Origin of the sequence: Rugosimonospora acidiphila (genome assembly GCF_039543385.1) — a bacterium.
Classification (GTDB): Bacteria; Actinomycetota; Actinomycetes; order Mycobacteriales; family Micromonosporaceae; genus Rugosimonospora; species Rugosimonospora acidiphila.
This window is the reverse complement of record NZ_BAABJQ010000013.1, coordinates 19243-37469: the sequence shown is the minus strand read 5'-3', so window position 1 is coordinate 37469 and position 18227 is coordinate 19243. Positions and strand designations below refer to the sequence as shown.

At 72.7% G+C, this 18227-nt stretch carries 14 protein-coding genes; 7 read left to right on the top strand and 7 right to left on the bottom strand.

Going from position 1 to position 18227, the window contains the following annotated elements; genetic code table 11:
- Positions 1 to 169: 169 nt before the first annotated feature.
- Both ABEA87_RS21715 and ABEA87_RS21710 read right to left on the bottom strand, forming a co-directional pair.
- Positions 170 to 706: an RBBP9/YdeN family alpha/beta hydrolase gene (locus tag ABEA87_RS21715; protein WP_345632223.1), complete on the bottom strand. Its 537-nt coding sequence runs from the start codon at positions 704 to 706 to the stop codon at positions 170 to 172.
- An 18-nt stretch (positions 707 to 724) separates the two neighbouring features.
- Positions 725 to 1399 (bottom strand): class I SAM-dependent methyltransferase, encoded by a 675-nt coding sequence (locus ABEA87_RS21710; RefSeq protein ID WP_345632221.1) that lies wholly within the window; start codon positions 1397 to 1399, stop codon positions 725 to 727.
- A gap of 441 nt (positions 1400 to 1840) precedes the next feature.
- Between ABEA87_RS21710 and ABEA87_RS21705 the strand changes: the two genes are divergently transcribed.
- Positions 1841 to 4078, top strand: a complete 2238-nt coding sequence (locus tag ABEA87_RS21705) for an ABC transporter permease (RefSeq protein ID WP_345632219.1) — start codon at positions 1841 to 1843, stop codon at positions 4076 to 4078.
- A 64-nt stretch (positions 4079 to 4142) separates the two neighbouring features.
- Here ABEA87_RS21705 and ABEA87_RS21700 read toward each other — a convergent pair whose 3' ends face one another.
- Complete coding sequence (locus ABEA87_RS21700; RefSeq protein WP_345632217.1) at positions 4143 to 4757, bottom strand: TetR/AcrR family transcriptional regulator; 615 nt, start codon at positions 4755 to 4757, stop codon at positions 4143 to 4145.
- Positions 4758 to 4787: 30 nt separating this feature from the next.
- On the opposite strand from ABEA87_RS21700, the gene ABEA87_RS21695 reads away from it, so the two are divergent.
- From ABEA87_RS21695 to ABEA87_RS21685, 3 genes are all read left to right on the top strand, one after another.
- Positions 4788 to 5102, top strand: a complete 315-nt coding sequence (locus tag ABEA87_RS21695; RefSeq protein ID WP_345632215.1) for a hypothetical protein — start codon at positions 4788 to 4790, stop codon at positions 5100 to 5102.
- 147 nt (positions 5103 to 5249) lie between these two features.
- Positions 5250 to 7262 (top strand): family 20 glycosylhydrolase, encoded by a 2013-nt coding sequence (locus ABEA87_RS21690; RefSeq protein WP_345632213.1) that lies wholly within the window; start codon positions 5250 to 5252, stop codon positions 7260 to 7262.
- Between the two features lie 295 nt (positions 7263 to 7557).
- Positions 7558 to 10590 carry a helix-turn-helix transcriptional regulator gene (locus tag ABEA87_RS21685; protein WP_345632211.1) on the top strand — a complete coding sequence of 1011 codons (3033 nt, stop codon included), beginning with the start codon at positions 7558 to 7560 and terminating at the stop codon, positions 10588 to 10590.
- 168 nt (positions 10591 to 10758) lie between these two features.
- Here ABEA87_RS21685 and ABEA87_RS21680 read toward each other — a convergent pair whose 3' ends face one another.
- Entirely contained in the window at positions 10759 to 11265 is a 507-nt protein-coding gene (locus tag ABEA87_RS21680) for a DinB family protein (RefSeq protein WP_345632209.1), read from the bottom strand.
- Between the two features lie 172 nt (positions 11266 to 11437).
- On the opposite strand from ABEA87_RS21680, the gene ABEA87_RS21675 reads away from it, so the two are divergent.
- Positions 11438 to 13009 (top strand): alpha-amylase family glycosyl hydrolase, encoded by a 1572-nt coding sequence (locus tag ABEA87_RS21675; protein WP_345632207.1) that lies wholly within the window; start codon positions 11438 to 11440, stop codon positions 13007 to 13009.
- A 94-nt stretch (positions 13010 to 13103) separates the two neighbouring features.
- Here the strand turns inward: ABEA87_RS21675 and ABEA87_RS21670 are convergent, their stop codons facing one another.
- Positions 13104 to 13898, bottom strand: coding sequence for an SDR family NAD(P)-dependent oxidoreductase (locus ABEA87_RS21670; protein ID WP_345632205.1), 795 nt, complete (start codon positions 13896 to 13898; stop codon positions 13104 to 13106).
- A 24-nt stretch (positions 13899 to 13922) separates the two neighbouring features.
- On the opposite strand from ABEA87_RS21670, the gene ABEA87_RS21665 reads away from it, so the two are divergent.
- Positions 13923 to 14414 (top strand): MerR family transcriptional regulator, encoded by a 492-nt coding sequence (locus tag ABEA87_RS21665; protein ID WP_345632203.1) that lies wholly within the window; start codon positions 13923 to 13925, stop codon positions 14412 to 14414.
- 233 nt (positions 14415 to 14647) lie between these two features.
- Positions 14648 to 14992, top strand: coding sequence for a hypothetical protein (locus ABEA87_RS21660; RefSeq protein WP_345632201.1), 345 nt, complete (start codon positions 14648 to 14650; stop codon positions 14990 to 14992).
- 127 nt (positions 14993 to 15119) lie between these two features.
- On the opposite strand, the gene ABEA87_RS21655 is transcribed toward ABEA87_RS21660, so the two are convergent.
- Both ABEA87_RS21655 and ABEA87_RS21650 read right to left on the bottom strand, forming a co-directional pair.
- On the bottom strand, positions 15120 to 16742 hold the full coding sequence (locus ABEA87_RS21655; RefSeq protein ID WP_345632199.1) for an FAD-dependent oxidoreductase: 1623 nt from the start codon (positions 16740 to 16742) through the stop codon (positions 15120 to 15122).
- The gene (locus ABEA87_RS21650; RefSeq protein ID WP_345632197.1) at positions 16735 to 18162 is read right to left on the bottom strand and encodes an alpha-L-fucosidase; all 1428 of its coding nucleotides are present in this window, start codon (positions 18160 to 18162) and stop codon (positions 16735 to 16737) included. The genes ABEA87_RS21655 and ABEA87_RS21650 overlap by 8 nt, the downstream gene beginning before the upstream one ends.
- Positions 18163 to 18227 lie beyond the last annotated feature (65 nt).

The window sequence follows — 18227 nt, the reverse complement described above, 5'->3', positions numbered from 1 at the left end:
CACGTAGGAGAACGGCTCCGCCAGGTCACGTGCGTCGATCGTCGAGGTCCAGGCGTCGAAGTCCGCCCGCGACCGCACCGGCTCCCCACCCCGGCCGGACGGGGCAGCCGCGGCGATTTCCGCGGGACCCACATACCGGTACCGCCACCCCCGACTTGACTCCATATTGCTACGGGATCAGCCGGTCGAGCAGTTCGAAGGTGTCGTACGGCTGGCCGGAGTCCCCGAAGTGCCCGTCGTCGCGGACGATCTGCGTGCCGCCCAGCCGCTCGAACAGCACCCGCCCCTGCTTGTCGTCGCAGCCGTACGGGTCCTCCCGCGAGTTGATGAAGTACGCGTCACCCACGTGCGCCCGGATCGCCGCCCAGTCGTAGCTGGCCTGCAGCACCGGTTCCTCCGACGTGTTCGGCTGGGTCGAGTACCCGGCCACCAGGATGGCCTGGGGCACCGTGACGTCCAGGTGCTCCAGCAGCGCGAGCAGCATCGCCGCTCCCCCGGAGTGCCCGACCAGCACGGTGTCCTCGTCGAAGCTGTGGTTGGCCAGCACCTTGGGCAGGAACGTCGCGATCGGCTCCACGTTGATGTCGGGGTAGTGCGGAATCTCGACCGCGTACCCACGCTCGGTCAGCCGCCGGCCCAGCCACGGAAGCCACGCGACCTCCGGGCTCCCGCCCGTACCGTGGAAGATAATCGCCTTACGCGGCATGCTCACGCTCCTTCGCTGTCACGAACGCTCCTTCGCTGTCACGAAGCCGAAGATGTCCGGGACGCCCGGTGGGCCCGCCTCGACCGTCCGCAGCAGCCGCAGCCCCGCTGCGGTGGCGGCGTTCAGCAGGTCGGACAGCGGCAGGTGCCAGCCTCCGACCCGGGCCCGCACCCCGGCCGGATTCCACGATTGGTACGTGTGCGCCCGGTCCGGATACCGCTCGTCCAGCACAATCCTGGGGGCGGCGCTCCAGTCCGCGAACGGCCCGATGAAGCACGGGTGGACGCCCAGGTGCACGAACCGCCCGCCGGGCCGCAGCACCCGGGCGACTTCCCGCACCACGCCGGCATAGTCCGGCACGTCCGTGCTCGCCAACACGCACACGGCGGCCGGCACGCTATCGCTAGCGATCGGCAGCGCCGTCGCGTCGCCGCGAGCAACGGGCTCCCGCCGGGACGCGTGGCGCAGCTGGCCGGTGGACAGATCCACGCCGACGGGGGTCCAGCCGAGGCCGGCCAGGGCGGCGACGTGCGCGCCCGTGCCGCAGCAGACGTCCAGGCAGGTACCGTCGCCGGAACCGAGCAGGTCCGCGAGCGTGTGATGCACCTGCTGGACGTATCGCCGCTCGGGCGACATGAAGTCGTCGTACCAGTCAGCATGGGCGTCGTATGCCGCCCTCGTACCGGTTCCCATGCGCCCGATGCTACGGACAGCCCGGGTACGGGTCATCCCCGTTCGCTCATGGCATCAAGCGTCGACACGCCGTCGCACCCGCGCCTGACGCAGTAGTCAGCGTTAGCGGCATAGCACAAAAGTCCTGCCCGCCCGAGCATGAAAAGTTCCGCCCGCGACACCGCGCCGACGGCGGCAACACGCAGTTGGTCGTCGCCGGCTACCACCGCAACAACACCGCGATGTACATCTTCGCCACGTCGACCGCCGGGCCGGCCACCCCGGAGAGGGTGGCCGGCCCGGCCGCGTGAAGGCGGGGACCAGGGCGGGCGGCCCGGCCGCGTCAAGCGGGAAGAGAATTCATACACCGGGTATATACCCTCGGCGTATACATCTGGGGTACCGTGTCCGCATGGACGAGGGCAGCGTGAACTCGGCGACGACGACGGCGACGGCCGCCTCATGATCCGTCTCGGTCTGCGCCTCGCCATTGCCGGCGGGCGCGACGCGATCGCCCGCCTGGTCACCATCGCCGCGGCCGTGGCGCTGGGAGTGCTGCTGGTGACCAGCATCCTCGCCGCGCTCAACGGCTTCTTCGCGCAGAACACGCGCTACGCCTGGTTCAACTCCGGCAGCCAGCACGCCGCCGCCACGGCGCCCGCCGCCGCCGAGCCGCTGTGGTGGCGGATCGACCACGACCAGTTCGACAGGCAGGAGATCGGCCGGGTCGACGTCGCCCCCACCGGCCCGCACTCCCCGGTGCCGCCCGGCATCCCGCGGCTGCCCGGCCCCGGGGAGTACTACGCCTCCCCGGCCCTGGCGGCGCTGCTGCGCTCCACCCCCGCCGACGAACTCGCCGACCGGTACCCCGGCCACCTGGCCGGCACGATCGGCCAAGCGGCCCTGCCCTCACCCGACACGCTCGTCATCATCGTCGGGTACCGCGCCGACCAGCTGTCCCACCAACAGGGCGCCAGGCAGATCACCCTCATCAACGGCACCTCCCCCGACGACTGTGGCTGCGAGATCGGCGTCGACGCGGCCGGCATCGATCTCGTGGTGTCCGTGGTGGCCGCCGGGTTGCTGTTCCCGCTGCTCATCTTCGTCGCGGCGGCGACCCGGCTGTCCGCGGCCAGGCGGGAGGAGCGGTTCGCCGCCATGCACCTGGTGGGCGCCACCCCGAGACAGATCTCGGTGCTCGCCACGGTGGAGGCGGCGGCTGCCGCGGTCATCGGCACCGCGCTCGGCTTCGCGCTGTTCTACCTGCTGCGCGATCGGATCGCCACGATCCCGCTGACCGGCGACCCGTTCTTCCCCTCCGAGCTGAGGCTCGGCGGGTGGGAGATCGCCGCCGTAGCGCTCGGCGTGCCGGTCGCGGCCGCGCTGGCGGCCCGGGTGGCGCTGCGCCGGGTGCGCATCTCCCCGCTCGGCGTGAGCCGGCGGGCGACGCCCCGCCCGCCCCGCGCGTACCGGCTGATCCCGCTGGTCGCCGGCATCGCGGAGCTGGCGTACCTGGTGGGGCGGCGCCCCGAGACGAACAACGGCCAGACCTTCGCGTACCTGACGGGGTTCCTGCTCATCATGGCTGGGCTGGTCGCCGCGGGCCCCTGGCTGACCATGGTGGGCTCCCGGTTCCTCGCCCGGCGGGCGCGCCGGTCCGCCCCGCTCATCGCCGCCCGGCGGCTGGCGGACAACCCGCACGCCGGTTTCCGCGCGGTCAGCGGCCTGGTCCTGGCCCTGTTTGTCAGCAGCGTGGCCGTTGGCGTGATCACCACCATCGACGACTACCGCGGCCCGGTCGCCGTGGGTACGCAGTTCCGGGGCACGCTGACGCAGGACTTCTTCGACGACGAGCACCGCCGACCGGGCACGGCCACGGTTGTCGCGGATCCGGTTCCGGCCGGGCTGCGCGGCCTGCCCGGGGTGCGCGGCGTGACGGTGTTCCGGGTGAATCCGGCATCCACCGCGCGCAGCCCGATACCCGATGGGCTGGTGTCGTGCGTGGACCTCGCCCGCATCCCCCAGTACGGGCAGTGCCCGCCGGGCGCCGAGGTCGCCGAGATCTTCCCCGACGTCCGGCAGCGCGGTCCGGACGGTCCGGACGGGCCGCACCCGCCGTACGTCTGGCCCGCCGCCACGGTCGGCGCCGACCAGCTCACCCGGCTCCCCGTGCTGACCATCATGGTGCAGACCAACGGATCCACCGCGACCGTGGAGCGGGCCCGATCAGTGCTGGAGCTGGCGTACCCCGACCAGTCGATGCCCGTGCTGGACGGCGATTTCGGCAATACGTTCACCAACATGCTCGCCGGGTGGCAGCAACTGGCCAACGTTGTGATCATCGCCAGCCTGGTCATCGCGGGGCTGAGCCTCGCGGTGGTGATGGCCGGTGGGTTGAGCGAACGCAAGCGACCGTTCAGCCTGCTGCGGCTGACCGGCGTGCAATTGAGCGTGCTGCGCCGGATAGTGGTGCTGGAGACCGCCGTACCGCTGCTGGTCGCCGCGGTACTGGCCACCGGCGCGGGGTTCCTGGCGGCGCACCTGTTCCTACGCGCGCAGATGGACTACACACTGCGGCCGCCGGGCGTCGTCTTCTACGTCATCTCGGCCGCCGGGCTGCTCGCCTCGCTCGGCATCATCGCCTCCACCCTGCCGATGCTGCGACGCATCACCGGACCGGAGACCGCCCGCAACGGCTGAGCCCAAACAACGCCGACCCCCGCGGCCGAGCCCCACGGCCACCCGCGTTCCGTCGGTCGCCCGGCTACGGGCGCGGTCCGGGGCGCAGGCCGTCGAAGATGACGGCGACCGCCCGCGCCTGGAGGTCGGGGTCCCGGCCGGCGTACTCGGCCGCCCTCGACGCACCGACAATCACCGCTATCACCTCGCCGGTGCGGATATCGTCGCGTACCGCACCGGCCCCCTGCGCCCGGGTGAGGAGCGTGTCGAGGGCGCTCCACAGCTCCCGGCCGACCTCGGCGACCATCTCCTCCACCTCGACGCCGGCCTTGGTCAGCGCGTCGGTGAAGACGTTCTTCGTCGCGCTCTGGGCGACGATGTGGTGGAGGAAGTCGAACAACGCCGGACCGGGCGCTGGCGCGCCGGCCAGGCCGCGCGCCTGCTCGGCCAGCCTGCCGAAACGCTCCACCAGCACGGCCTGTAGCAGTGCCTCCTTGGTGGGGAAGTGACGGAAGACCGTGCCCACGCCCACTCCGGCGCGTCGGGCGATCTCCTCGGTCGACGCCGATACCCCCTTGGCCGCGAAGACATCGTCGGCCGCCTCGAGTACTCGGGCCCGGTTACGCCGGGCGTCGGCCCGCAGGGGCTTGCCCCCGTTGACATCCGGAGTCTCCAGTCCGTATCGTCTAATCGGAGTCACGAGTCCGATTGTACGGTTCGGGAGGAACTGATGTTCGGCACCGTCACTCTCGCCCTGGTCGCCGGTTTCTTCGTCGGCAACGGCCTGCCCTACTACGTCAGCGGCAGCACCGGCGACGGCAGGCACCCCGGGCCGTTCCCCGACTCCCCGGTCGTCAGCGTGCTGAGCGGCTGGGGCGCCTTCGTCATCGCCGCCGTGGCGTGGAGCTACGCCCACGTCGGCGACCACCCACTCCCGGGCTACGCCGCGGCCGCGCTCGGCGTACTGGCCGTCGGGCTCATCCACACCAGGACGTGGCGCAGCCCGAACCCCTGGGGCAAGCGGGTCGCGCGCCAGGAACGGTAGCCGCCAACGGGTTCCGGTCGGCCCCCCGGGTACGACGATTGATCCATTGACAGACAGGCAGCTTTCCTTAAGGTTAATGGTTAGCCTGTTTACCAGGGACCACGATCGTTGCCGGCGCACGGCGTCGCGCGCCGGGAAGGGGACCCCATGTCGCTAGTCCGCAGACGATCCAGATCGAAGATTCTCGCCATCGCCACCATCGGAATCGCGGCCGGGATGGTGGCCGCGTTGAGCACCCCGGCGATCGCCAACCCGGCCGTCGAGACGACGGCGGCGGCACCGCAGATCATTCCCAAGCCGGTGTCGACCACGCTCGGGCAAGGGCAGTTCACCGCCACCCCGCACACCCGGATCGTGGCGGGCGGCGCGGCAAAGGCGGTCGCCCAGGACCTCGCCGGTTACCTGCGCCCGGCGACCGGGTACCCGCTGCCCGTGGTCTCGGGACCCGCACTCGACGGCGATATCACCCTGAGCATCGGCGACCCGGCCACGCTGGCCACCGACAACTCCGGCGAGGGCTACCAACTCGACGTCACGACGGACGGGGTGCAGCTTTCGGCGAAGACCACGCACGGCCTGTTCGACGGGGTACAGACCATCCGCCAGCTGCTGCCGGCGCAGATCGCCAGTCCCACCACCCAGACCGTCGCATGGGCGATGCCGTCGGTGCACATCACCGACTACCCCCGGTACGGCTACCGGGGCGTCATGCTCGACATCGCCCGGCACTACGAGCCGCCGGCCCAGGTGGAGAAGCTGATCGACCAGGCCGCGGCGTACAAAATCAACACTTTCCACCTGCACCTGAGCGACGACCAGGGATTCCGGCTGGTCATCAACGGCTTCCCGAACCTCACCTCGATCGGCGCGCAGGGCTCGGTGGGCACCGGCGGTAAGACCATGGATCCGGGCGGCTTCTGGACCCAGGCGCAGTACAAGGCCGTCGTCGCCTACGCCGCCGCGCACTTCATGACGGTGGTGCCCGAGGTCGATTCGCCGGGGCACAACAACGCCATCATCATGTCGGAGTACAACGACACGACCAACCCGCAGCTGGACGGGAATTCGCAGGACATCAACTGCAGCCTCAGCAACCCGCCGGCCTGGAGGTTCACCGGCGCGGTCGGCTACAGCGCGCTGTGCCCGGAGAGCGACAACACCTGGACGATCCTGAACGCCATCATCCAGCAGATCTCGGCGCTGACCCCCGGGCCGTACTACAACCTCGGCGGCGATGAGGTGCCGACCACCGTGCTGAGCCAGGCGCGGTACGCCTCACTGGTCAACCAGGAGTCCGGAATCGTCAACGCCAACGGCAAGACCACCATGGGCTGGGCCGACATCGCCGGTACCGGAACGTCTCTGGCACCCGGCTCCGTCGCCGAGTACTGGCAGACAGCGTCCGGGTCCAGCTCCGGCACCGTCACCGCGACCGAGGCCGTGCAGAAGGGCATGAAGGTGGTGATGTCGCCGGCCAACCACGCCTACCTGGACCAGCGGTACACGCGGAACGTGCCGAGCCCGCTGGGTCAGACCTGGGCGTGCGGCCAGGGATGCGACGTCGACCAGTTCTACAACTGGGACCCGGGCAGCTACGTCACCGGCGTCACGGATGACAACGTCATCGGCGTCGAGGGCGCGCTGTGGAGCGAGACCCTGGTGACCCTCGACGACGTCGACTACATGGCGTTCCCCCGGCTGCCCGCGCTCGCCGAGCTGGGCTGGTCGCCGAAGGTCGAGCGGACCGCCACCAGCCCGGCGTACCAGGACTTCCTCGGCCGGCTCGCCGCGCAGGGGCCGCGCCTGATGGCCGCCGGAGTGAACTTCTACCCGAGCCCCGAGGTGCCGTGGCACCTGGACCTGACCGCCGCGGGCGCCCATCTCGACCGGAACGGGACCGTCGGCGGCGCGCTGGCGACCCTGTCCGCGCCCGGGATGGCCACCAGCGCCGTCACGGCCACCATCGACTGGGGCGACGGCAGCACCAGCACGGGCGTGGTGACCGGCACCGCGGCGACCACCACGGCGGTCAACGGCCTGTACTCGATCGGCGCCAACCACACCTACGCCCGGCCGGGCATCTACCAGGCGACGGTCACGGTGGCCGGGCCGAACGCGACCACCGCCACCGTGGGGGTGACGCTGCGGCCCGGCCGCTGAGCGGATGACCCACACCGTGCGGTAGCTGGCACAGTTCGCACGCACGACCGGCCGCGTATCGGGCAGACCGCCCGATGCGCGGCCGGATCCGTTGGCGGGCCCGCCGTCCCGCGCGGAGGTTCCGCCCACGACGTGCGGATAGCAGCGGCCCGCACCCGGCCCGCCCGCACCCGGCCCGCTAATCCCGGGGTGCGGCCCGGCCCGGGTGGGGCGACCCGCCCCCACCGGTCGACATCCCGACACTATGATCATTGGTCAGCATCGATCGGGTGCTTCCGCGCATACCCTGTTAGCCGTGAGCCGCAGTCTCATCAGCCCCGTTCTCGTCGGCCGTCGAGCCGAGCTGAGCCGGTTGTGCGCGCTGCTGGATCAGGTCATGGCCGGCAGACCGGCCGTCGCCCTGATCGCCGGCGAGGCCGGCGTCGGGAAGTCCCGGCTGGTCGGCGAGTTGTCCCGGATCGCGGCCGAACGAGGGGCGCGCGTGCTCGGCGGCGGCTGCGTCGAGCTGGGCGGGGAGGGGATCCCGCTGGCGCCGCTGGTCGACCTGCTGCGCGCCCTGGCCCGTACCACGCCGGCCGAGGCGCTGGACCGGCTGCTGGGGCCGGCCCGCCAGGAGTTCGCCCGGCTGCTGCCGGAGCTGGACCCGACCGTGGCGGCCGGGCCGGTCGCCGAGGCGTCCGCTACCCAGTTGCTGGAGCACGTGCTCGGGCTCATCACCCGGCTGGCGGCGCAGCGCCCGCTGCTGCTGGTCGTGGAGGACCTGCACTGGGCCGACCGCTCCACGAGGGACCTGGTCGCCTTCCTGGCGCAGACGCTGCGGGAGTTGGGGGTACTGCTGCTGCTGACGTACCGCTCCGACGAGCTGCACCGCCGCCACCCGCTGCGCCTGCTGATCACCGGCTGGGAGCGGGTACGCACGGTGCACCGCGTCGAGTTGGGCCGGTTCAGCCGCTCCGAGGTCGCCGCCCAGTGCGGCGCGATCCGCGACACGGCACCGAGCGCGCAGTTCGCCGAGGTGGTCTTCGAGCGCTCGCAGGGCAACGCCTTTTTGGTCGAGGAGATCCTGGCCGCGGTCGACAGCGGCGCCGACCCGGGTGAGCTGCCGCCCTCGCTGCGCGACATGCTGCTGGCCCGCACCGAGACCGTGTCCGAGGCCGCGCAACGGGTGCTGCGCGCGGCCTCGGCGGCCGGCCCTCGGGTCGAGGACCGGCTGCTGGAGGCGGTCGCGGGCATGCCGGAGGCACAGCTGTACCCGGCGCTGCGCGAGGCGGTGGAGCATCACCTGCTGGTGGTCGACGGCGACGGGAGCGGGTACGCGTTCCGGCACGAGCTGACCCGCGACGCCGTGTACGACGACATGCTGCCCGGCGAGCGGGTGCGGCTGCACGCCACGTACGGAGAGGCGCTGGCCGGCGACCCGACGCTGCTCGGGGAGGACGGGAACGTCGCGGCGACGCTGGCCCACCACTGGTACGCGGCCATGGACCTGCCCCGGGCGCTGGGGGCCTCGGTCGCGGCGGGTCGGCAGGCCGCGGCCGCGTTCGCACCCGCCGAGGCGCAGCGCCACCTGGAGCGGGCGTTGCGGATCTGGCCCCGGGTACCGGACGCCGCCGACCGCGCGGGCATGGACTGGCTCGGGATCAACCTGCTGGCGGCGGACGCGGTCTGGACGGCCGGCGAGCCGAGTCGAGGATTGTCCATTGTGGACGACATGTTGGCCGACGACGGGGCGGCCGGCGACCCGGTGCGCCGGGCGCAGGTGGTCGAGCGGCGGGCGTACATGCTGCGTGCCCTCGGCCGCGACGACGAGGCGGCCGGGCAGCTGCGCGAGGCGCTGGCACTGCTGCCCGCCGCACCGGTCACCACCACCCACGCCGTGGTGCTCGCCTCGCTGGCCAACTCGCTGGGCCGCGCCGACGAACTCGGACAGGCCCGCGACGTGGCCCGCGCGGCGGTGGACGCCGCGGCGGCGGTGGGCGCCACGCCGCAGCACGCCGATGCCCTGATCACGTTGGGCATCTCGGCCGTGTACCTGGGCGAAGCGCCGGCCGGGCTGGCGGCGATGCGCGACGGACTCGCGTTGGCCGAGCGCCACGGCCTGCTGGACGTGGCCCTGCGCGGCTACATCAACCTCTCCGACGGCCTGGAGATGCTCGGCCAGCACACCGAGGCGGCCGAGACCGCCCGGTCCGGCATCGCCCTGGCCAACCGCCTGGGCCGCAAGCGCTCCTTCGGCGCGCTGCTGGTCGGCAACCTCGCCGAATCGCTGATGCGCCCCGGCCGCTGGGGCGAGGCGCTGAGCCTGATCACCGGGTCCCTCGCCGACGGCCCGACCGGGATCTTCGCCAGCACGGTCCTGCTGCAGCGCGCGGAGCTGTCCATGTGGCAGGGCGACGCGCCGGCCGCCGCCGACGACGTGCGCGAGGCCCGCCGCCAGTTCGGCGACGGCCTGGACACGCAGTACACGGCGCCGATGGCCTTCATCGAGGCCGAACTGGCCCGCGCCTCCGGCGACACCGCCACGGCCTGGCAGCACATTCGCACGGCGTTGAACCGGCCCTTCTCGGCCACCGCCATGCGCTACGCGTGGCCGCTGGTCTGGCTCGGCATGCGCGTGCAGGCCGACATCGCCAGTGCGTCGGGGCCGGTCGCGTCGGGGGCGGCCGCGTCGGGAGGCGCCGCGTCGGGAGGCGCCGCGTCGGGAGGCACCGCGACCGTGTGCCGGCGACGGGATTCCCTGCGTACCCTGGCCGCCGCGATCCCCGCCCTCGCCCCACCGGCGGTGGCGTACCGGGCGCTGACCGCCGCCGAGACGGCCCGGCTGAACCGGTGCGGTGAGGTGGCCGCCTGGCGGGAGGCGGTCGAAACGACCCGGGCCGCGGGCGAGGCATTCCCCATGTGCTACGCCCTGTACCGGCTCGCCGAGGCCCAGTGCGGCGCCGCCTGGCTCGACGCCGGCGGCACGACAGGGCCGGACGCCGGCGGTGCGGCCGCGACGGCACGGGAGTGCCTGCGGCTGGCCAACGACCTGGCCGCGTCGACTGCACCCGACCTCCGCGCGCTGATCCGGCGCGCCCGGCTGCGCGTCGAGCCGGCGGCCCCGGCGGTCACCGCCGGGACGGGCTCCCACCGGCTCACCGACCGGGAACTCGAGGTGCTGGCACTGGTCGCCGAGGGACACTCGAACGGGAAGATCGCCTCCGCCCTGTTCATCAGCCCCAAGACGGCCAGTGTCCACGTGTCCAACATCCTCACCAAGCTGGGCGCCTCCAGCCGCACCGAGGCGGCCACCGCCGCGCACCGCCACGGCCTGCTGCCCGCCGGCTGACCGACCCACCCGCCACCGGCCAACCCGCGACCGGCCAACCCGCGACCCGCTACCGACCGCGACCCGCTACCCGCTACCGACCGCGACCCGCCGACCCGCTACCCGCGACCGGCTCATCCCCCGCCGGGCCCGCGGGTCGACCCCGGGCGCTCGGTTGCGCGAGAGAGGTCAGCGGGGGCCCAGCCCGGTGCGGCCGTCCAGGAGTTCACGCACGGCGTCGAGGTGCCCGGCGTGGCGCGCGGTCTCCTCGATGAGGTGCAGCACGACCCGCCGCACCTCGGTCATCTCGGCGCCGAGCGGGTCCGGATGCCGCCCGCGCGGGGTCGCCGTCAGTGGCGTCGCGGCGAGCACCGCGTCGGAGGACTCGCACTGGGCACGGTAGAACGCGAAGACCGCCGACTTCGGGCGTGGAGTGGTCAATGGGGCAGGCTCGTCGGACCAGGGCAGCGGCTCGGCGCGGCCGGCGACGACCTCCTGGAACCAGTGCCGTTCGGCGTAGCCAAGGTGCTCGACCAGGCCCAGCGGGGTCCAGCCCGAGGGCAGCACGGCGGTGGTCAGGGCCGCGTCGTCGAGGCCGTCGAGGATCGCCAGCACGCTGGCGCGCTGGGCCTCCAGGAACATGAGCAGGGCGGCCCGCTCGCCGCCGTGGTCACCATCGGGATAACCGTTCACCATGCCGTGCGCCTCCCCGGCCTCGCCATCGATCGAATCTGACCACGCGGGTACGACAAAAGACCGTGCACGTGTGCACCGCGCACGGGTGAAAGTCACCGGGATCGGAGCTACCATCGCTGCTTGCCGACGCCGGCGCTTGTCGGTAGTCCCCTCACCCGTGGAGTTTTCGCCGATGCCCGTGCCCGAATCGTCGCCGTGGCTGGCCGACGCCGTGCTGTACCAGATCTATCCGCAGAGCTTCGCCGACGGCAACGGCGACGGGATCGGCGACCTCGCGGGTCTCGCCGAGCACCTGGACTACCTGGCCTGGCTGGGGGTCGACGCGGTCTGGCTCAACCCGTGCTTCACCTCGCCGTTCGGCGATGCCGGATATGACGTCGCCGACTACTTCCGGATCGCCGACCGGTACGGCACCAACGAGGACCTGGTCCGGCTGGTCGAGGCGGCCCGATCCCGGGGCATCCGGGTGCTGCTCGACCTGGTGCCGGGCCACACCTCCATCGAGCACCCGTGGTTCCGCGCCTCCGCCGCCGACCCCGACGACCACCGGTACGTCTGGTCCGACCACGCCGCCGGCCCGGGCTGGAACCCCTCCCCCGGCCCGCGCCCAGGGTTCTACCTGCAGAATTTCTTCCCCATCCAGCCCGCGCTCAACTTCGGCTACGCCCGGCTGGACGAGGCCGAGCCGTGGCGCCAGCCGATCGACGCGCCGGGGCCGCTGGCCAACCGGGCCGCGCTGCGCGACATCATGGCGTACTGGCTGGACCGCGGGGTCGGCGGGTTCCGCGTGGACATGGCCGCGAGCCTCGTCAAGGACGACCCCGGCTGGGTCGAGACCGGGCGGCTGTGGCGCGAGCTGCGCAACTGGCTCGACCGGCGGTACCCGGACGCCGCGCTGCTGGCCGAGTGGGGCGAGCCGGCCGTATCGGTGCCGGCGGGCTTCCACGCCGACTTCTTCCTGCACTTCTCCGGACGGGCCTTCCCGTCGTTGTGGGACACCCGCACCGCCACTCTGCAGGAGCACCTGCCCGAGGCCCCGTGCTTCTTCGATCCCGAGGGGCGGGGCGCTCCCGACGAGTTCGTCGAGGCGTACGAGGCGGCCACGGCCACCATCGCCGGGGCCGGGTTCATCTCGCTGCCCACCAGCAACCACGACTTCGCCCGGCTGGCCTGCGGCCCGCGCACCCGCGACCAACTCGGCCCGGCGTTCGCCTTCGTGCTGACCTGGCCCACCGTGCCAGCGATCTACTACGGCGACGAGATCGGCATGCGCTACGTCCCCGGCCTGCCCGACAAGGAGGGCAGCCAGCTGAGGCCGAACTACAACCGGGCCGGCTCACGCACCCCTATGCAATGGGACGACACCCCCGGCGCCGGGTTCTCCACCGCCGCACCGGACCGGTTCTACCTGCCCGTCGACCCGGCGCCGGACCGCCCGTCGGTGGCCGCCGAGCGGGCCGACCCCGGTTCGCTGCTGCACCTGGTACGGCGGCTGATCGCACTGCGCCGGGCGCATCCGGCCCTGGGTACCGGGGGCGACGTGCGGGTGCTGCACTCCGGGTACCCGCTGGCGTACCTGCGCGGCGAGCGCCACCTGGTGGTGGTCAACCCGCGCCGGGAGCCGGCCCGGATAACGGTCGACGGGCTGCGGCCGGCCCGAGCGCTGGAGGCGCGGGGCGTCACGGTGACCGGAGACGAACTCGTCGCCGACGGCTTCGCCCACGGCATCTTCGAACTCGGCTGACCCACCGGCCGAGGCCACCGGCCGGGCCACCAGCCGGTGGCCCGGCGCCCGCGACGGCCGGGGCGCCCCGACCCATCAGGGGCGGGGCGCTCCGTCAGGGGCGGGGCGTGGCCGACCGCGGCCGGTCGCGCAGCCAGCGCTCGAACTCGGCGGCGACGATGCGCTCGTCGTGCACGCCGGCCGCGTCTTCGGAGGCCAGCCAGACGATGGGAGGGCCCATCACCTCGGGGTCCAGGAACCGCCGGCCCTCCCGCACGGCCTCCGGCGGCACCATCCCCGTGATGGTCGCGCCACCGGGCAGCAGCACGTTGACGGTGACGCCCGTGCCCCGCAGGTCGGCGGCCATGACCCGGGACAGCGCCTCGCTGCCGGCGCGGGACGGCCCGTAGGGGACGAACCCGGCCCGGTGCATGGTCGAGTCGCTCACCGAGATGTTGACGATACGGCCGGAGCCGGCGGCCAGCATCCGTGGCGCGACTTCGCGCGCCACCAGGAAGTACCCGGTCAGGTTGGTCTCGACCACCGACCGGAATCCGTCGACCGGCACCTCCCAGAATCCCCGAGGGTCCGTCATGAAGCGCGGATTGACCGTGCGCATGCCGATCCCGGCGTTGTTCACCAGCAGGTCGATGCCGCCGAGGCGCGACCAGGCCTGGTCGACCGCCCCGGCCACCGACGACTCGTCCCGCACGTCCAGCTCGATGCCGATCGCCCCCGGCAGCGTGGCGGCGACCGAGTCGGCCCGCCGGCCGGATCGACCGGTCAGGGCGACCACCGCACCCGCCGTGGCCAGGGCCGCGGCCATGGCGAGCCCCAGCCCGCTCGTCCCGCCGGTCACCAGCACCCGCATCGGGGGCTTCCCTGGTACGTCATGCGTCGAAGCACTCATGACGACGACGGTAGAATCTAGAGCGTGCTCCAGGTCAAGCCGCAGCCGGCTCTCGAGTCCGCCCCGTCCGACCCACCGGCGGGGTTGACCATCGCCGAGGCCTCCCGCCGCACCGGGGTCAGCATCTACACCCTGCGCTACTACGAGCGCGCCGGCCTGGTCGTCACCGCCGTCGACCGCACCGCCGGCGGCCAGCGGCGCTACCACCGGCTCGACCTCGACTGGATAGTCGTCTGCACCAGGCTGCGGGCCACCGGCATGCCGATCAGAACCATCCGGCGCTACGCCGAGCTCGTCGCGGCCGGACGCGGCAACGAGCGGGAGCGACTCGCCCTCATGGAGGCTCACCGCGCCGACGTGACCGCCCGGCTCGCCGAGGTACAGGAGAATCTGAAGATCATCGATCACAAGATCGACGTCTACCGGGGCCGGATCGCCGCCGGCGACGCCGACCGGCTCTGGGCCCCCGACCGGCGTGGCGAGCCCGCCGAGCGCCCGTCCCCCGAGGCGAGCTGAGCCGCCCGAGGACCACGTCCGGCCACGGCCACACCGTCGGGGGCTGTACGGGCTGGGCGGGCGGCGCGGGCTGAACACACCGCGCCGGCTGGACGGCTGTGCGCCACGTCACCCTCACCGCTTGAGCAAGGCCGGCGCCGCGCCCTGTCGACCACAATCCGGACGAGCGTTCGGCGGTGCCTCCGGTCGGTGCGGAATAATCGGCGGGTACGCGCGTCGGTCGGGAGTGGCCTGTGGATTCGTTGGAAGTCGTGCGGCGTACCCGGCGATGGCGCCTCTGGGTCCGGGGCACCCAGACGTTCTTCGTGGGCTTCGTCGTCCTCTTCGCGTTCGGCCTGGGCGCCGCGGGACGGGTGCCGACCGCCGTCTTTCTGCCCGGCGTCCTCGTGGGCATGGTGCTCACGGTGGGCGGATTGGTGATGTTCGTTCTCAGTATTCCGTTGATGGTGAGCGAGCGCGCGCTGTTCACAGAACGCCAGGACGCCGTGAACCGCGCGTTCTTCAGGGACCTCGTCCGGCTGCGCAAGCCACCGCCACCGAATCGGCCGTCACCCGCGCCGACGGGGCGGGGCGAATGACGCCCGGGGCCGCCTCGCGGGCGCCGCGAATGACACCCGGGGCCTCGCGGGCGCCGCGAATGACGCCCGCAGCCTCGCGGGCGCCGCGAATGCCGCCGGCGGTCGCGGCGCCCGTCGCTCTTCCGCGTCAGTAGTACTTCGTCGTCGTGCGTACCCGCTCCGGCCAGGCCAGCTCGACGCCCCGCCGGTCGGTCAGCAGCCGCTGGAAGTCGGCCAGCGGCTCGACCTTGTTGCGTACCTGGCGAGGGGTGCGGCCGGTCTGCAGGCAGTGTGCGGCCAGCGCCCCGCTGACCTCGCCGATGTTCCACTCGGTGGGGTGCAGGCGGTAGCAGCCGTTGGTGATGTGCGTCGTGCCGATGTTCTTCCCGGCCGGCAGCAGGTTCTCCACCCGCTGCGGGATCAGCGCGCCCAGCGGGATCTGGAACGGCCACGCCTCCACGTCGATGAAGTTGCGCGGCCCGTGCGGCCCGCCGGTGCTGGGGTGCAGGTCGATGCGGTAGCTGCCGATGCCGACCGAGTCCGGGTAGATCTCGGCCCCGACGAGGTCACCGCGGGCCTGCACACCGACATGCTGCTCGACCACGCGGGTCTCGGCCAGGATGCGCCGGGATTCCCGGATGTACGGGTACAGCGCCAGGCCGTCCACGGTGCCCAGCGCGTCGCCGCGCGGCCGCAGGCCGGGGTACCCGACGCCGCCGTCCAGCCGGGGCGCCTCGGTCTGCATCCAGTAGAGGAACGACAGGCTCAGCTGCCGGGCGCGGGCCAGGTTGACCTCGGCCTCGGGCTGCGGCACCCCGACGAGCGGGCCGAGCCAGTAGTCCACCTGCGGCCAGTTGACCAGCGTGATGTCGCCGATGGCGGCCGACGGCTCGAAGTGGGCGGCGGTGAGGATGCGCCGGAAGTGCCACAGGTCCCGGGGTCCGCGCGAGCCGTGCCCGGTCGGATCCTGGAACAGCCCCCGGCGGAACGGCTCCAGCGTCTCGGGCTGCACCTCGGCCCAGGACAGGTGGTTGTCGGGCCAGAAGTCGGCCCGGTAGCCGCGCCAGAAGTCGTACTCGGCGGGACGGTCGATGACGTGGTCCTCGCCGGGGTGGTGGGACATCGCGAAGCACACCGAGAACGCCTGCTGGTCCAGTGGCCGGGCCGGGCCGTCGACGGCGTGCGGCTCACCGGTGTCATCGGCGCTTTCCGACCCGGCGGCATGCTCCACCCCGGCCAACTCCAGCAGGTCGCCCAGTTCGGTGGCGTCGATGACGTACCGGGCGGTCAGCGTGGTCTCGGCACCGGTGTGGGTGTCGCGCACGACCACGGCGTCGACCCGGTCACCGTCCACCGCGGCGGAGACCGGCACGTACCCCCGCATCACGCGCAGCCGCCCGCTGGACAGGTACGGCGCCAGCAGTTCGTCGATGACGGCCGCCGCGACGCGGGGCTCGTGGCACAGCCGGCTGACCTGACCGTTGCCGGGGTTCAGGTGCGGTTTCGCCAGTGCGTGCGCGGTCAGCGGGTAGTGGCGGCGGTAGTACTCCCGGATCCCGTCGCGCAGCCGGCGGTAGCCGCGGGTGCAGCCGAATTCCTCGATGTACGGGTGCTCGTCGGGGGGTACTCCCTGGGAGGTCAGCTGACCCCCGAGCCACGGGGTCTCCTCGGTGAGGATGACGGAGCAGCCGCCCTGGGCGGCGGCCAGTGCGGCCGCGACGCCGCCGAGGCCAGCCCCGACGATCACGATATCCGCGTGCAGCTCAGGCATGACGTCCCTTCGAATCTCGATCAATGCGCAATACTCTGGGTGAATCGCCGGTGGGCGGGGGCAGCTCGCAGCCCAACCCGCCGGGACCCCACCGCGACCCGATCGGTCCGTGGCCGAGCAGCTCGACCGCCGGCCGGTCCCCCACGTCCGATGTGGACAGTGGCAGGGTGACGGCCGGCCCTTCGCCGTCGAGGTGGGCGTAGAGCCGCGATCCGGCGCCCGTGAACCCTAGGCGACCCGGGCCGCCAGGGCCCGACGTGGCAGGGTTCGGGCCGGCAGGGTTCGGGCCGGCAGGGTTCGGGCCGGCAGGGTTCGGGCCGGCAGGGTTCGGGCCGGCAGGGCCGGCCCAGGGCCGGGTGCCGAAGACCGCCTCGCCGTTGACGGCCAGCCAGGCGCCCAGTTCCGCAAGCGGCCGCCGCTGCGGTTCCGGGATGCTCCCGTCGGCGCGGGGCCCGACGTTGAGCAGTAGGTTGCCGCCGCGCACCACCACGTCGACGAAATGGCGGATCAGCGCCGGGCCGGTGAGCCGGTGCTCGGCGGCCTCCTCGCGGTTGTAGCCGAACGAGTAGCCGATGCCGCGGTTGTGCTCCCACGCCCGGCCGGTGCTCTCGTTCTCCCGGTGGGCCGAGTATTCGCTGGTGAGGTAGTCGGCCTCGGCGATGCCCCACCGGTCGTTGACCACGCCCTCGGGCACCGCCCGGTAGTACCCGTCGAACAGCTCGGGCAGTCGGGGCTTGCCGGCGTCGGGCCAGTTGATGTCGTTCCACAGCACATCGGGCGCGTACCGGGCGATGAGGTCCTCGACGTGCCGGCCGGCGTAGCGGGCGTAGTCGTCGTCGACGGGGCGGTAGGTGGCGAGGTGCTCGTCGGCGCTGATCGGCGGAAAGTCGCCGCGGGACCAGTCGAGCCCACCCGAGTAGTAGGCGCCGAACCGCAGGCCGGCCGCGCGTACCGCCTCGGACAGCTCACCCACCAGGTCCCGGCGGGGTCCACGGTGGACAGTGTTGCGGTCACCGGTGCCGGGCGCGTCCCACAGGCAGATGCCGTCGTGGTGCTTGGTGGTCAGCACCACATACCGGGCGCCGATGGAGCGAAACAGCTCGGCCCAGCCGGCCGGGTCGAACCGCTCGGCGTGCCAGCCGTCGAGAAAGTCGTCGTACGGTGCGCCGTGGTGCACCCGTTCGTGGTGTCTGGCGGCGGGGCTGCCCGGGATGCGGATGGTGTTGGCGTACCACTCCGCGTACGGGGCGCGCACGAAGAACTCGTCCGGGTCGACCGCGCCGAGTTCGCCGAGCGGCACCGCCCAGCCGGGCACCGAGTAGGCGCCCCAGTGCACGAAGATGCCCAGCTTCGCGTCGCGGAACCAGGGTGGCATCGAGTCCGCGTCGCCCGCGTGCCGGGTCGGCGCTGCTGCGGCCATGGGTGCTCCTTCGTGCCAGGAGGGATGGGTGTGCGGTGGGCGCGACGGCCGGCGCGCCCACCGCA

What these genes read in the sequence shown, in the direction of transcription:
- ABEA87_RS21715 (WP_345632223.1), bottom strand. Translation starts at nt 706, where the DNA reads ATGCCGCGTAAGGCGATTATCTTCCACGGTACGGGCGGGAGCCCGGAG.
- ABEA87_RS21710 (WP_345632221.1), bottom strand. Translation starts at nt 1,399, where the DNA reads ATGGGAACCGGTACGAGGGCGGCATACGACGCCCATGCTGACTGGTAC.
- ABEA87_RS21705 (WP_345632219.1), top strand. Translation starts at nt 1,841, where the DNA reads ATGATCCGTCTCGGTCTGCGCCTCGCCATTGCCGGCGGGCGCGACGCG.
- ABEA87_RS21695 (WP_345632215.1), top strand. Translation starts at nt 4,788, where the DNA reads ATGTTCGGCACCGTCACTCTCGCCCTGGTCGCCGGTTTCTTCGTCGGC.
- ABEA87_RS21690 (WP_345632213.1), top strand. Translation starts at nt 5,250, where the DNA reads ATGTCGCTAGTCCGCAGACGATCCAGATCGAAGATTCTCGCCATCGCC.
- ABEA87_RS21680 (WP_345632209.1), bottom strand. Translation starts at nt 11,265, where the DNA reads ATGGTGAACGGTTATCCCGATGGTGACCACGGCGGCGAGCGGGCCGCC.
- ABEA87_RS21675 (WP_345632207.1), top strand. Translation starts at nt 11,438, where the DNA reads ATGCCCGTGCCCGAATCGTCGCCGTGGCTGGCCGACGCCGTGCTGTAC.
- ABEA87_RS21670 (WP_345632205.1), bottom strand. Translation starts at nt 13,898, where the DNA reads ATGAGTGCTTCGACGCATGACGTACCAGGGAAGCCCCCGATGCGGGTG.
- ABEA87_RS21655 (WP_345632199.1), bottom strand. Translation starts at nt 16,742, where the DNA reads ATGCCTGAGCTGCACGCGGATATCGTGATCGTCGGGGCTGGCCTCGGC.
- ABEA87_RS21650 (WP_345632197.1), bottom strand. Translation starts at nt 18,162, where the DNA reads ATGGCCGCAGCAGCGCCGACCCGGCACGCGGGCGACGCGGACTCGATG.